The sequence below is a fragment of the Corallococcus sp. AB030 genome (assembly GCF_003668965.1).
Lineage (GTDB): Bacteria > Myxococcota > Myxococcia > Myxococcales > Myxococcaceae > Corallococcus > Corallococcus exiguus.
Genome location: NZ_RAWQ01000251.1, coordinates 1 through 13127 on the forward strand (window position 1 = coordinate 1; position 13127 = coordinate 13127).

At 71.5% G+C, this 13127-nt stretch carries 12 protein-coding genes and 1 pseudogene; 1 reads left to right on the forward strand and 12 read right to left on the reverse strand.

Annotated features, from left to right (window positions below):
- Window positions 1-128: 128 nt before the first annotated feature.
- Together D7Y15_RS38180 and D7Y15_RS38185 are read right to left on the reverse strand one after the other, a co-directional pair.
- Window positions 129-374 (reverse strand): annotated as a pseudogene (locus D7Y15_RS38180) (FadR/GntR family transcriptional regulator); the annotation flags it as partial.
- Window positions 375-1175: 801 nt separating this feature from the next.
- Window positions 1176-2060 carry an SDR family oxidoreductase gene (locus D7Y15_RS38185; protein ID WP_121755647.1) on the reverse strand — a complete coding sequence of 295 codons (885 nt, stop codon included), beginning with the start codon at window positions 2058-2060 and terminating at the stop codon, window positions 1176-1178.
- A gap of 70 nt (window positions 2061-2130) precedes the next feature.
- Between D7Y15_RS38185 and D7Y15_RS38190 the strand changes: the two genes are divergently transcribed.
- Window positions 2131-2802, forward strand: a complete 672-nt coding sequence (locus tag D7Y15_RS38190; RefSeq protein ID WP_120580940.1) for a TetR/AcrR family transcriptional regulator — start codon at window positions 2131-2133, stop codon at window positions 2800-2802.
- 96 nt (window positions 2803-2898) lie between these two features.
- On the opposite strand, the gene D7Y15_RS38195 is transcribed toward D7Y15_RS38190, so the two are convergent.
- The 10 genes from D7Y15_RS38195 to D7Y15_RS38240 form a co-directional block, all read right to left on the reverse strand.
- Window positions 2899-3702 carry a heme ABC transporter ATP-binding protein gene (locus tag D7Y15_RS38195; RefSeq protein ID WP_120580939.1) on the reverse strand — a complete coding sequence of 268 codons (804 nt, stop codon included), beginning with the start codon at window positions 3700-3702 and terminating at the stop codon, window positions 2899-2901.
- A complete protein-coding gene (locus D7Y15_RS38200; RefSeq protein ID WP_304988694.1) occupies window positions 3699-4766 on the reverse strand; it encodes an iron ABC transporter permease in 1068 nt (355 codons plus the stop codon). Before D7Y15_RS38200 ends, D7Y15_RS38195 begins: the two co-directional genes overlap by 4 nt.
- Window positions 4767-4780: 14 nt before the next feature.
- Window positions 4781-5680 (reverse strand): hemin ABC transporter substrate-binding protein, encoded by a 900-nt coding sequence (locus D7Y15_RS38205; protein ID WP_120580937.1) that lies wholly within the window; start codon window positions 5678-5680, stop codon window positions 4781-4783.
- Window positions 5677-6756, reverse strand: a complete 1080-nt coding sequence (locus D7Y15_RS38210; RefSeq protein ID WP_120597552.1) for a hemin-degrading factor — start codon at window positions 6754-6756, stop codon at window positions 5677-5679. The genes D7Y15_RS38205 and D7Y15_RS38210 overlap by 4 nt, the downstream gene beginning before the upstream one ends.
- On the reverse strand, window positions 6756-7415 hold the full coding sequence (locus tag D7Y15_RS38215) for an HmuY family protein (protein WP_121755650.1): 660 nt from the start codon (window positions 7413-7415) through the stop codon (window positions 6756-6758). Before D7Y15_RS38215 ends, D7Y15_RS38210 begins: the two co-directional genes overlap by 1 nt.
- 31 nt (window positions 7416-7446) lie before the next feature.
- On the reverse strand, window positions 7447-9645 hold the full coding sequence (locus D7Y15_RS38220; protein WP_121755651.1) for a TonB-dependent siderophore receptor: 2199 nt from the start codon (window positions 9643-9645) through the stop codon (window positions 7447-7449).
- A gap of 137 nt (window positions 9646-9782) precedes the next feature.
- Window positions 9783-9929, reverse strand: a complete 147-nt coding sequence (locus D7Y15_RS38225) for a hypothetical protein (RefSeq protein WP_233601300.1) — start codon at window positions 9927-9929, stop codon at window positions 9783-9785.
- 151 nt (window positions 9930-10080) lie between these two features.
- The gene (locus D7Y15_RS38230; protein WP_121755652.1) at window positions 10081-11055 is read right to left on the reverse strand and encodes a metallophosphoesterase; all 975 of its coding nucleotides are present in this window, start codon (window positions 11053-11055) and stop codon (window positions 10081-10083) included.
- A gap of 52 nt (window positions 11056-11107) precedes the next feature.
- Complete coding sequence (locus tag D7Y15_RS38235) at window positions 11108-11458, reverse strand: hypothetical protein (protein WP_120579282.1); 351 nt, start codon at window positions 11456-11458, stop codon at window positions 11108-11110.
- A gap of 125 nt (window positions 11459-11583) precedes the next feature.
- Window positions 11584-12963, reverse strand: coding sequence for a hypothetical protein (locus tag D7Y15_RS38240; protein ID WP_121755653.1), 1380 nt, complete (start codon window positions 12961-12963; stop codon window positions 11584-11586).
- Window positions 12964-13127: the final 164 nt, after the last annotated feature.

A 13127-nucleotide genomic window follows, 5' to 3' on the forward strand; every position in this document is an offset into this window, starting at 1 on the left:
CCTCCTGCTTCAGCTTCGCTGCCAGCTCCTTCGACTCCATGCCCACGCGCTCCTCCTGCTTCGAATCGAGCGCTCACCTCCGCACGTCATCCTCCTCCCGTCACGACGGGGGCGGGCGAGGAGTTACGGTTCTCCAGCGTCAGTGACTCATCCAACGCCACCGCGCGCGTCTTGCGTCCGGGGCGCTGAATCACCAGGCCCCGGGCGGCCAGCCGCCGCAGCGCCTCACGGATGGTGCCTCGGCACACCTCATAGCGGCGCGCCAGCTTCGCTTCGGAGCCGAATTGCCCGCTCGGGTGCAGCCGCCCCAGCGCGATATCGCGCTCGATTTGCGCCTCCACATAGGCCACGAGTCCTCGCCGTTCCATCCCCATCCCCTTCCTCGTCCCAGCATCGCCATCCAACCACAGGGGTCTGACATGGACGTGCGGGCCCACCCTCCTCATTGCCAGCCAGGGGGCCACTCTCCGGGCCCGGTCGGAGAAAAACCTGTCCGACTGTCGGACAAGTTCGCGGGCCGCATGCGGCGAAAACCTGTCCGACTGTCGGACAAGTTTTGAGGCAACCGGCCCCGGGCGGGGGCCGCTGTCCGTGCCCCACCATCGGGTCCGCGCACGGCCACGACCGTGGCCCACCACCGAGGTTGGGGCTTCATGCGGCGCATCCCTGTCCGACTGTCGGACAGGTTTTGAGGCAACCGGCCCCGGACGGGGGACCTCTGTCCGTGCCCCACCTTCGTGTCCGCGTATGGCCACGACCGCGGCCCACCATCGAGGTGGGACTTCATGCGGCGCATCCCTGTCCGACTGTCGGACAGGTTTTCGGAAAGCGTGCCCGGTGGGCGGCGCAGTGATCCTCGCGGAGAACCTCAGGCCGTGGGATTGGCCAACCCCGGTGCAGGTTGCTGGACGTCCGGGCGCCGGAAGGATGGGGGCTGGAGTTCGCGACGGCTGAGGGCGCCATCGACACGGCGCAGTGGCTCGACCCGGCCGTGGTGGCCTTTCGTGGCATCAGCCCTTCGGAGCTGGAGGACTTCGTTCGTCTTCACTGGCGAATAGGCCCCGCGCAGCGAGGCCTTCTTCCAGCTCACCGACGCGCAGCTCGCCGCGGCCCTGGACTCGCCCACGCCGACAGTGCCGAAACGGCGTCCGGCATCCTGAGCCTGGGGCACGCTGCTACGGCGCGAGCCGCGTGGTGCCCGTGCCTACCGCCCCTGGAGGCCGCATCATCCCGGCCGCCACGCGCAGGCCCAGCCGGCGCGGCGTGAAGCGCGTCAGGTTCGCTTGCATCCAGTTGCGCCACCCCGGCACCACCGACGCGCGGCCCTGGTCCAGGGCCTTGAGGGCGTGCAGCACCACCTCCTCTGCCGTCGCCATGGGGCCGACCGCGGCCTGCTGGGTGCCCACCACCTCGAAGAAGGCCGTCTTCACGGGGCCCGGGCAGAGGGCGAGCACGCGCACGCCGCGCTCGCGCGTCTCCTCCGACAGCGCCTCCGTGAAGGACAACACGAACGCCTTGCTGGCCGCGTAGATGGCCATGTACGGCACCGGCTGGAAGCCCGCGATGGACGCCACGTTGAGGATGCCGCCCACGCCGCGCGCGAGCATGTCCGGCAGGAACAAGTGGCTGGTGTCCGCCAGCGACGTGACGTTGAGCATCACCTGCTCGTGCTGCCGCGCGAACGGCGCCGCGTCGAAGGCCCCGTGCGTGCCGAAGCCCGCGTTGTTCACCAGCAGGTCCACCCGCAGGCCCTTCTCCTGGCAGCGCGCGTACAGCTCGCGGCCCGCACCCTCGCGGCCCAGGTCCAACGCGATGACCTCCGCCTGGATGTGGTGGGCCTCCTTCAGCTCCGCCGCCAGCTCGCGCATCCGGTCCTCGGAGCGGGCCACCAATATGAGATCCATCCCTCGCGCCGCCAGCTCGCGGGCGAACACCACCCCCAGGCCGGACGACGCGCCCGTCACGAGCGCGCGGTGGCCTGCGTAGGGGAAGGCCTTGCCCCTCGGGGAGGACGGCGAGACAGACGAACGAACAGGGGACTGGGACGAGGTCGTTTGCATGGGGTTAGAATGTGAGCGGTCGCTCACGTTCTCAACTCGCGTGGTGCTCACATTCCCTCGAGGAGGCCTCATGCCCCGCCGTCCCCCTCCCTCCCGTCGCAGGGCGCCCCGCCAGGAGCGGGCGCAGGCCACGGTTGATGCCATCCTCACCGCGACTGCTCGCGTTCTGCTCAGGGACGGCTACGAGGCCGCGAGCACCAACCGCATCGCCCAGGAGGCGGGGGTGAGCGTGGGTTCGCTCTACCAATACTTTCCCAGCAAGGAGGGGCTGGTGACGGCGCTGATGGAGCAGCACCGCGCGCGGTCGCTGGCGGACTTCGAGTCAGGGCTGGTGCCGCTCGCCGGGCAGCCGCTTCCGGTGGCGATGCGCGCCATCATCCGGCAGGTGCTCGCGGTGAAGCGGGAGAACCCTCGCCTGCAGCAGGTGCTTCACGAGCTGATGCCGCGGATGCGGCAGTGGGGCCTGTCGGATGCGTACTCGCAGCGGCTGCACCGGCTGGTGCGTGCGTTCCTCGCGCCCCGCTTCGAGGACCTGCGCCCCCGGAACCTGGACATGGCGGTCTTCATCCTGGTGAACACCGTGGAGGCGCTGTGCCACACGGCGCTGACGGACCGGCCGGACTACGTGGAGGACGATGCGTTCGTGGATGAAATCGCCGCGCTCGCGGTCGGCTACCTGCGTCCGGAGCCGGCCCAGGCGCGTCCAAGGCGCGCGACGCGGGAGCGCGTGGCCCGCGTGTGAAGGGCACAACGTCCTTCCGCGAGGAGGGTCCGACGCGTGGCCTTGGAGGGGCGTTCTCGCGCGTGGACACCCTCCTCGCGGGAGGAAGGCCGCGTGTCAGGGCGGCGCGGGTGCGCGGCCCAGGGGAATCACCAGCGGTCCGGGCAGGTCCGGCCGCGACACCACCTCCACCTGCAACCCGAAGGTGCCCGCGATGAGGCCGGGCGTCAGCACGCCCGAAGGCGTGCCCGTCTCCACGCACCGGCCCTGGTCCAACACCGCGATGCGGTCCGCGTACCGCGCGGCCAGGTTCAGGTCATGCAACACCGCGAGCACCGCGCCGCCGTCCTGCGCGAAGGCGCGGGCACGCTCCAGCACCAGGTGCTGGTGGGACAGGTCCAGGCTCGCCGTCGGCTCGTCCAGCAGCAGGTAGCGGTGGCCGTGCGCGGGCGGCGTCCACAGCTGGGCCAGCACGCGGGCCAGCTGCACGCGTTGCCGCTCGCCACCGGAGAGCGTCGTGTACGCGCGCGAGGCCAGGTGCTGCGTGTCCGTGGCATCCAGCGCCGCGCGGGCGATGTCCAGGTCGGACGCGTCACCGCCACGCCGGGCATGCGGGCTGCGGCCCAGGGCCGCCACTTCCAGCGAGGTGAAGCCGAAGCCCAGTGAAGACTCCTGCGGCAGCACGCCCAGCCGCTGTGCGCGCTCCAGGTAGGGCCACTGGTGCAGCGCGCGGCCCTCCAGGTACACGTCGCCCGTCTTGCAGCGCAGCTCGCCTGATAGCGCCGCGACCAGGGACGACTTGCCCGCGCCGTTGGGGCCCACCACGGCCAACACCTCGCCGGGCTGGACCTCCAGCGACAGCGGACCGGCCACCCTCCCCCGCCCGCGCCACACCTCGATGCCGCGTGCCTCCAGGCTCATGCCACCCCCTTGCGCGCGAGCAGTCCGATGAAGGCGGGCACGCCCAGCACCGACGTGAGCGCGCCCACCGGCAGCTCCGATGGGGAGGACAGCGTCCGCGCGAGCAGATCCGCCGCGAGCAGCAGCGAAGCCCCCGACAGCGCGGATGCGGCCAGCAGCCTGCGGTGGTCCGGACCGAGCGCGATGCGCAGCAGCGCCGGCACCAGCAGGCCCACGAAGCCAATCATCCCGCAGAACGACACCGCGGCTCCCACGCCCAGCGCGGCGGCGAGGATGAGCTTTCGCTTGAGCCGCTCCACGTCCACGCCCAGGTGCCACGCCTCACGCTCGCCCAGGAGCATCAGGTTGAGCGCCCGGGCCTCGCTCAAGAGCAACCCCAGCGTCACGACCAGCGGAATCGCCGCGGCGCCCACGGTCTCCCACGACGCGCCGCCCAGGCTGCCCAGGCTCCAGAAGGTGATGGTGCGCAGCTGCGCGTCCGACGCGGCGTGCGTGAGCAGGCCCATGCCCGCGAACGCGCCCGCGCTCACCGCCACGCCCGCCAGCAGCACGCGCGGCGTGTCCGTACGCCCGCCTCCCGTGCCCAGCCGCAGGGCGAGCACCGTCGCCGCCAACGCGCCCAGGAAGGCCACCCCCGGCACCACCAGCATCCGCAAGGGCCCCACGTGCGCGGCCAGCGTCACGTCCAGCACGATGGCCAGCACCGCGCCCAGCGCCGCTCCGCTGGAGGTGCCCAGAAGGCCGGGCTCCACCAGCGGATTGCGGAAGAGTGCCTGGAGCGCGGCGCCCGTCGTCGCCAGCACCCCGCCCACCATCACGGCCATCAGCACGCGCGGCAGGCGCAAGGTGAACAGCACCGCGCGCTGCATGGAGTCCATCCGGTGGGAGGCCTCGCCCAGGCCCAGCGCCTCCCAGAGACTTCCGAGGATGGCGGACGGCGGCACCGTCATGGAGCCCACCGCCAACGACACCAGGACCATCAACGCCAGCAGCAGTCCCAGCGTCACCCACGGCCCCGCGCCCGGCAGCCGCGAAGGCACCGGACGCGAAGCGGGCACGGGCATGGCCTCCGACGCGCTCATTTGCCGCCGCCCTTCGCCGGAGCCTGGGCCGGAGCCGAAGCCGGGGCCAGCGCGTCCTGCACGCGGGCCACCGCCTGGCCCAGGTTGGGTCCCAGGCCCATGAAGTCCACGTCCTCCACGGTGACGAGCTTCCAGCCCTTCACCTGCGACAGACCGGGCAGCTTCGCCAGCCCCTCCGCTCCGCCCACGGACGGCACCGAGCTCGCGGGCAGCAGCACGAACTCCGGCGCCGCCGCCACCACGGCCTCCGCGCCCAGCGGCTTGTAGCCCGGCAGCGAGTCCGCCGCGTTCATCCCGCCCGTCAGGCGGATGAGCGTGTCCGCCACGGTGCCCGAGCCCGCCACCATCATCGTGCCCGCGCCGCGCGCGTAGATGGCGAGGATGCGCGGCGGCTTCGTGCCCTTCACCTGCGTCGCGCGGTCCGCCGCCTTCTTCAGGTCCGCGTCCAGCTTCGCCACCAGCGCCTTGCCCTGCTCCGGCGTGCCCAGCCGCTCCGCGATGCCCTGGATGCGAGCGCGTGCGCCCTCCACCGTGGGCTCGTTGGCGAACGTCTCCACCTTCATGCCCGCCTGCTTGAGTTGCTCCAGCACCGGCGGAGGCCCGGCCTCCGCGGAGCCCAGCAGCAGGCCCGCGCCCAGCGACAGCACGCCTTCCGCGGACAGCGCGCGCTGGTAGCCCACCGTGCGCACCTTCGACGCCTCCGGCAACGCCGCGCTGGAGTCGTCCACGCCCACCACCCGGTCGCCCGCGCCCAGCGCGAACACCGTCTGCGTGATGGCCGGTCCAATGGTGATGAGCTTCGGCGCCGGTGCGGGCTTGGGGGCGGGAGGCGCCGCGTGCGCCACCAGCGCGAACAGGGCCGTGGCGAGGCCCCACTTCGAGGCCGTCCGCCTCATGACGCCACCTCCACCGCGGGCAGCGTCCGGACCAGTTCCTCCATCAGCGTCCGCCACGCGGGGGACTCCAGCTCGCCCGGCTTCCGCTTGCCGAACAGCAGCGCGATGTTCTCGCCCGCCTTGTCGAACAGCTCCAGCGAGGTGACGTCGCCGTCGCGCGTGGGCTTGCGCACCACCCAGGCGGTGTGAACGTGGTCCGCGCGGACGTGCAGGTTGAAGCCCGGATCCATCACGTTCATCCACGGGCCCATGGGCCGCACCGTGCGCACCGGGCCGGTGTGGATTTGGATCGCGCCCGGGTTGCCCACGAACACCATGATGGGCAGCTCGCTCGCCGCGGCGCGCTCCAGCGTCCAGCCCAGCGAGTCCGGCGTCACCGGCTTCGCGAACTCCGTCCCGGCAAGCCGCAGCGCCTGCGTACGCGCCACCTTGAACTTGCCGAGCAGCGCGAAGAACTCGTGCGTGTCCTGGAGCGCGCGCCAGCCGGCCTTGAGCCCCAGCGCGTCGATCTCCGAGTCCGGCCGGGGCTCGGCGGGAGGAGACACCGGCACCACGTCCAGCACGTGGCTCTGGTCCTCGTGCTGGAGCTCGCGCACCAGCCCCTCGAAGGCGGCGACGTTCGCGTCGTCCTGGAGGTAGATTTTGTGCACCGCCGTGCCGGCGGCGTCGAACACCTGGAAGCTGCGGCGCACCGTGCCGGAGAGGTCCTCGCGCAGCGCGAAGACGAAGCACCAGCGCGACAGGAACAGCCGCAGGTCGATGTCCTCGTCCAGCACCAGCGCCCGGGCGCCGTGCAGCTCCACCTTGCGGTAGATGCCCTTCTTCTCGTGCACCGCGGACGCGTTGCGCGTGAGCGCCATCACCCGGCCCAGCGACTCCAGGCGGGGCAGCAGCACGTCCAGGCGCGGCTCCAGCCGCACCAACTCGCCGTTCAAGCCGGTGGCGAGCAACTCCGCCTCGCTCACGCCAAGCTTGTCCGCCGCGTCGCGGATGCGCATGCGCGGCTCGGATTCACGCAGGGCCACCCAGCGCTCCCGCAGCGCGGCGAGCGGGCTCCCCTCCTCCGTGCGGCCCATCACGGCTGCCCCCCGGCCGGCGCGGCCACCTGCGCCCAGAGCAGCTTCATCATCGCGGGCGTGCCGGCGGCGTCGTAGTACGACTGCACCTGCACCTTGAAGTACGTCCCGGAATCCGAGCGCACGACATAGAGCTGCTCACGCGGCGTGAGCGTATGGGTCGGCAGGTCGTAGACGTACCAGCCGTCCCCCAGGTTGAAGACGGTGTCCGGACTGTCGCCGGTGTCCGGGCCGTCCGCCGCGTCCGTCATGTAGCCGGACGCGGGCGCCTGGGTGAGCGCCGCGAACGTCGTGCCCGGCACGATGGCCACCTGCACATTGCCCGTGCCGCTGACGCCGCCGCGCGCCTTCACCGTGTAGCGCTGGAAGGCCAGGTCCCAGACCGCGTCCTCGGTCGCGCTCACCTGCTTGCCCGTGTCCAGATCCACGCCCACCCACGCTTCCGCGTTGGTCGCGTCGACGACGGAGGTGAACGAACCGTCGCCGTTGTCGTGGTGCTTCAGGTTCGCGCCGTCCTGCGGCGTGACGACGGGGTTCTCGTCCTCGTCAGGCCCTGGCGTGGGCTGGAGGTCGTCACCGCATGCGGTGCCCAGACCCGCGATGAGCAGCGCCGCGCAGGCGCGGCCCAGGAAGCCGGGACGGAAGGGAATGAGGAACATGCGGACTCCTTCAGTGTGCAGGGGTGAAGAATCAGAACCGGGTGGAGACACCGGCCTGGAGGGTGCGGGGTGGGATGGGCAGGTCCGTCGGATTGCCCGCACCGGTGAGGTTGCTGCCCACTACGAAAAGCTGGAGCCCGCCCGCTGGCATCAGCCAGGCGACTCGGGCATCCAGGGAGACGGTGGGGCTGGCACGGTAGGAATCCGCCACACCGTCTCCGTTGGTATCGGGATAGAAAGGACGCTCGCCCGTGAGCGCGCCGCGCAGGTTCGCCTCCAGGCCCCACTCGCGGTGGCGCCACGTGGCCTGCGCGGTGAGCCGGTGCCGCGACTGGCCCTCCAGCGCGCGGTCCAGTTCCTGGTCGGTGCCGTCGGTGAGCGTGTAGCCCAGCTCCACCTGGATGCGGCCGGGCAGCGTCTGGCGAAGGCCCAGCTCGCCGCCGCGCACGCGCGCCCGGGCGATGTTGATGTACGAGTAGCGCAGGAAGTCGCCCTCGGACTGCAGCGACGCGGAAATCATGTCGCGCAGCGAGTGCTGGAACACGCCCACCCACACCACGGAGTCGCGCGTGGGGCGCGTCTCCACGTTGAAGCTGAAGCTGCGCGAGCGCTCCGGCTTCAGGTCCGGGTTGCCGCGCACGGTGTAACCCACGGAGGGGTTCTCGAAGTCGATGAGCAGGTCCTGGAAGCTGGGCGCGCGGTAGCCCCAGCCGTAGCTGCCGCGCACGGTGAGCCACGACAGGGGGTCCACCTTCAGCGCGAAGCGGGGCGTGAGCGCGAGCCCGAACTGCGAATCCACATCCACCCGTCCGCCGCGCATCGCCACCAGCCCCTTGCGCTCCCACAGCGTCCAGCTGTCCTGCGCGTATAGGGAGCCACGGCCGCGCCGGCCGCGTCCGCCGTCCAGCCGGTCCGACTGCAGCCATTCGCCCAGGTACTCGGTGCCCACCACCAGCGCGTGGCCGCCGCCGGGACGCGCGTCCATCTGCGCACCCACGCGGGCCTGCTGGTCGCGCGTGTCCTCCACGGTGTCCAGCGCGGAGGCGTTGCGCTGGTCGCGCAGGTAGCGCCGCTCGTAGTGACCGTAGGACACGTCCGCACGCAGGTTCACCTTCTCCCCCAGCCGCCAGGACGGGGACAGGCGCGAGGCGAAGGTGTTGTCGCGGGTGGCCCGGTCGAACACCGCGCCCGCGGCGCCCAGGTCCACGCCGCGCTGGATGCGGTGCGAATAGGAAGCGGTGCCCTCCAGCGACATCGTCTCCGAGCCGCGCCAGTCACCGCGCGCGGACAGGTCGTAGCCACTCAGCGTGCTGCCCGTGGTGCCGAGGTCCGTGGTGTCCAGGTCGTAGGCGTCGCGCCGCTGGAGTCCGGCGCTCATGCGCAGGCCCCACGCGTCGCCGCGCGTCTCACCGGTGGCGTCCAGATCCAGGCGCCCGAGCGTTCCGTACGCGGCGCGCAGGTCCGCGCCCAGGGTGCGCTGCGCGCGGCGGGTGATGAAGTTCACCACGCCCGCCACCGCGTCGCTGCCGTAGAGCACGGACCCGGGGCCCTTCACGATTTCGACCTGCTCGATGTCCTCCAGCGACAGGCGCGACAGGTCGATGTTGCCGTCCACCTTGCCGGTGACGCGCTCGCCGTCCACCAGCACCAGCACGTACTCCGGAGCCAGGCCCTGCATGGACAGCCCGGAGCCCGAGAAGCCCTGCTGCACCACGAAGCCCGGGCGCGCGTTCAACAACTCCGACGCGTCTCGCGCGCCGCTGGCGACAATCTCAGAACGGGTGATGACCTCGGTGGCCACCGGCGTCTCGCGCAGACGCTCCTGCGTGCGGGAGCTCGTCACCACCGTCTGGAGCGCGGGAGGCTCCTCCACCGGAGGCGTGGCCTCCACCGCTTGAACGGGCTTCGCGGGCACGGCCTCCGCGGACACGGAGGCGGCATCCGGCTCCGACGGCGACGCGGGCACGGCCTCCGCGGACACGGAGGCGGCATCCGGCTCCGACGGCGACGGCGACGGCAACGGCGACGGCGACGCGGCCACGGGCTCCGCTGACGTGGCGGCCTCCGCGGCGGGCGCGGACTCCTGCCCCGGCGTTTCCGGCCCGGGCTCCGCGTCAGACGGAGACGCGGCCTGCGCCACGCCTCCGTTCGCGGACGGCACGTCCTCCGCCCGGGCCAGGCCGGACACGGCACTCCACAGCAGCGCGCACAGCCACCAACGCCCGGACATCCCACGTCCTCCCGGCACGAAAGCCGGGGGGCCTCCGCTCACGGGAAGCCTGTCGGGCGCTGGGCTCAAGGGCCTCGGGCCTCAGGAAACACACTGCCGCGAGCCCCTCACCGAAAGGCCCGGTCCTTCAAAGCGTCTCAGCCGCCATTGCCTCGGGGAGCACCGCCGCCCCGTGGCTCCGCCGACGAACCCGGCTCCAGCGGAACCACCTGCGTCCGGTGACACCGGCGGCACTTCAGCTCCACGCCGCCCGGCACCAGTCGCGCCAGCAGGCTGCCGCACATGCAGCGCAGCTCTCCGGCACTTCCCTGTGGCCCGCATCCCTCGTGCATCGCGGCTCCCTGCGTTTGATGGGGTCGGACGATATTGATACTGACTATCAAAGTCAAAAGACTTCCAGTGAACGCTCCAGGTAGGCGTCTGGAGGAGGACCGTCTACTTCGTCCCCGTCTTTGCCTCGGGGCGCGGAGCGGGCGCGGCGGCCTTCGGTGTGGGGAGCAGGGGCACCCGGCCTTCCGGGTAGAGCGCGGTGAGGCGGTCGCCGCGAAGCTCCAGCGCGGCCAGGTGGCGGCCGTAGTGGGTGCTGAGGCCGGTGTCGATGACGATGACGCGGCCGCCGAAGCGGACGGAGAGCCGGCCATCCTTGGACGGCGTGTGGCCCATCACCATGCGGCGGGCGCCGAAGCGCTCCAGCACCTGGGTGAGGCCCGCGTCCCACTTCGCCTCGTCGTCGATGGCGTAGCCGCGAAACCACACCGGGCCCTGCGGATCCACGCCGCCGCCCGGTGCCTGCCCCGGCGTCAGGTCCTGCCACACCCAGCGGTTCACCTCCTCCAACGTGGTCCCGGGAACGGTGGGCGCCAGGCCGCCGTGGAGGAAGAGCGTGTCGTTGACGCGGATGACGGCGGGGTGCGAGCGCAGCCACTTCCCGTAGCGCCCGTCCGCGGCGTAGGCGGCGGCGTGGCCGCGGAGCCCCTTGGGTTCCCCCGGGCCGTCAGCGACGGAGGACTGGTCCGCGAAGGAGGCGAACTCGCCGGGCGTGACGTAGCGCAGGTCTCCGCGCATGTTCATCAGCTCGTGGTTGCCCAGCAACGGGTGCACGCGGCCGCCGGCCTTGCGCGCCTCGGTCTCCAGGCGCATCAGCAGCTCGAAGGCGTCGCGGGTGTGGTCGCCCCGGTCCGGCAGGTCCCCGGTCTGCACCAGGTGCGCCTTGCCACCAATCCAGCGGTCCTTCGCGTCGATGAGGCCCGCGAGCCGCAAGACTTCCTTCAGCGCGTCCACGTCGCCGTGCACGTCCGCCACGGCGACGATGCGCTCCACGCCCGTGAAGACGAATGGGTCCTGGGCCTTGGGGGCGGCGGCACCCGCGAGCGCGGGCAGGAGCAACAGGGACAGGAGAACGGGACGCACGGGCTTCCTTCCTTTGAAGAGGGAGGAAGCCTAACGCACGTCCCGCCTGGGCCTACGCGTTCGCGGCGGCGTAGATGTCCAGCAACGTGATGCCCGCGACAGCGCCGGTGGCTGCGAGCAGGCGGCCCTTGCGCACGCCGGGCTCGCGCAGGCCCTTGCCCATGGTGGCCAGGTCGAGCGCGTCACCGGCCACTCGCGCCCACAGCCACGGACGCTTGTTCGCGGGGCTCAGCAGGGCCACACCGGCGGCGAGCTCCCGGGCGCCGTAGGCCCGCACCCACTTGTCGCCGCGCGAGATGCCGAAGAACCGGAGCAGGTTCCACGCACCCAACAACTCCGTGACGCCCAGGCCCACGCTGAACCACCCCAGCGCGCGCGGCAGCTTGCTCATCGCCTTCGCCATGTCACCGTCTCCTCGAGCAGAAAGGTCCGGTGGAAAGCTGAGGGTGTCCCCGGCGCACGCCAAGGCCCTTGGCTGTCCGGACGCTGACGCATGCTGGAAGGCAGGCAGGCGACGGAGCCCCTGACCTACGGGGAGTTGCCGCGGAAGCGGGCCGGAATGGCGCGCAGGAGCTGCGGATCCTTCCAGTCCCAGACGCGCTCCGTCGCGAAATCCACGTCCACCGGCACGGAGTTCCACGCGTGCACGTCGTAGGAGGTGGAGGCACGCCAGTGGAAGACGACGCTGAACGCGGCCGTCGCGGCGAGCACGCCCGCGAGAACGCGATGCTGGCGGGGCGCATCCACCGCGAGCTGCACGGGATACGCGAGGAAGACGACGAGATAGGGCAGCACGTCCGTGAAGAACCGCGGCCCCACGGAGTGCCCCGCCCACCAGATGGGGAACGCGGAGATGGCCACCCAGTGCAGGAGCACGATGACGGCGAAGGCCTTCTCGTATGGCGTCAACTCCCTGCTCCGCCACCGCTGGACGAACCCCACCCCGGCGAGCACCAGGAACGGCGAATAGAGGAGCAGCCCGCGCGACGGGCTCACCAGGTTCGCGGCCAGCGCCATCACGAAGCGCGACCCCATCACGTCCAGCGGATGCGTGTAGTACGGCGACAAAATCGAGCCGTAGAGGTGGAGGTTGTACCCGCAGAACGGCAGCGCCACGAGCGCCGCGCCGGCGAAGTACGCGGGCAGCAGCCGGTGGAAGCGCAGGACGAAGTACGCGGTGACGACGACCACGGAGATGGAGTGCGTGGGCCGGCACACATACGCGAGCGCCACCGCGAGCCCGGCTAGGAACGCGGTGCGCTGCGTCTGCGCGGGCCTCGCCAGCAGCAGCACGACACAGGCAATGGCGAGCAGCCCGGGGCCGTGCTGCCAGAGGACGCGGCTGGCGGTGGAGTACGCCGTCGTCCCCAGCCCGAAGAGCAGGACGGTGACGAGCGCGGCGCGAGCGGACACGCGCCTTCGCAGCGCGACGAGCAGCACGCCCGCGGCGGCGCACACGTAGAACGAACCGATGAGCTGTTCGGTGCGGTGGAAGGAGCCCAGGTCCACCTTGCCGGTGCTCCGGAACAACTCCAGCCACGCCAGCGCATCCGCGCCAGGAGCGCCCAGGTGCGCGAGCACCGGCCGGCCCAGCGAGAACAGCCCTTCCGCGGCCGCCAGGAACGGGAGCGCGGCGACCATCACCCCGGGCGGATACTCGTAATAGGTGCGGCCGCCGTAGATGCCTCGCGCGTACGCGGTCGCCGGGGTGAACGACGGCGCGTACTCGTCCAGGTCGGCGTTGCCCTCGTGGAGGATGCTGGCCGCGGAGGGAATGGACCACAGCGAGTCCGTCTGCATCTGCACCTGGCTCGCGGTGTAGACCGCGAACAAACCCAGACACAGCAGCCAGGCCGCGAGGGCCGAGGCCGCGAAGTCGCGAGGGGACGGAGAGGACGCCGGAAGCATGACGCCGCTTCTAAGCCATCCCGACTAATTCCGTTCAGGGGTGTTGGCCCAGATGGGGAGCCTGCCGCGCCTGCGGACGCGGCGCAGCAGGAGAACGGCCTCATCATAGAAGGCGTCACGGTCCGCCGTCAGCATGCGGCTGAAGTAGGTGGACTTCAGCTCCT

What these genes read in the sequence shown, in the direction of transcription:
- D7Y15_RS38185 (WP_121755647.1), bottom strand. Translation starts at nt 2,060, where the DNA reads ATGCAAACGACCTCGTCCCAGTCCCCTGTTCGTTCGTCTGTCTCGCCG.
- D7Y15_RS38190 (WP_120580940.1), top strand. Translation starts at nt 2,131, where the DNA reads ATGCCCCGCCGTCCCCCTCCCTCCCGTCGCAGGGCGCCCCGCCAGGAG.
- D7Y15_RS38195 (WP_120580939.1), bottom strand. Translation starts at nt 3,702, where the DNA reads ATGAGCCTGGAGGCACGCGGCATCGAGGTGTGGCGCGGGCGGGGGAGG.
- D7Y15_RS38200 (WP_304988694.1), bottom strand. Translation starts at nt 4,766, where the DNA reads ATGCCCGTGCCCGCTTCGCGTCCGGTGCCTTCGCGGCTGCCGGGCGCG.
- D7Y15_RS38205 (WP_120580937.1), bottom strand. Translation starts at nt 5,680, where the DNA reads ATGAGGCGGACGGCCTCGAAGTGGGGCCTCGCCACGGCCCTGTTCGCG.
- D7Y15_RS38210 (WP_120597552.1), bottom strand. Translation starts at nt 6,756, where the DNA reads ATGGGCCGCACGGAGGAGGGGAGCCCGCTCGCCGCGCTGCGGGAGCGC.
- D7Y15_RS38215 (WP_121755650.1), bottom strand. Translation starts at nt 7,415, where the DNA reads ATGTTCCTCATTCCCTTCCGTCCCGGCTTCCTGGGCCGCGCCTGCGCG.
- D7Y15_RS38220 (WP_121755651.1), bottom strand. Translation starts at nt 9,645, where the DNA reads ATGTCCGGGCGTTGGTGGCTGTGCGCGCTGCTGTGGAGTGCCGTGTCC.
- D7Y15_RS38225 (WP_233601300.1), bottom strand. Translation starts at nt 9,929, where the DNA reads ATGTGCGGCAGCCTGCTGGCGCGACTGGTGCCGGGCGGCGTGGAGCTG.
- D7Y15_RS38235 (WP_120579282.1), bottom strand. Translation starts at nt 11,458, where the DNA reads ATGGCGAAGGCGATGAGCAAGCTGCCGCGCGCGCTGGGGTGGTTCAGC.
- D7Y15_RS38240 (WP_121755653.1), bottom strand. Translation starts at nt 12,963, where the DNA reads ATGCTTCCGGCGTCCTCTCCGTCCCCTCGCGACTTCGCGGCCTCGGCC.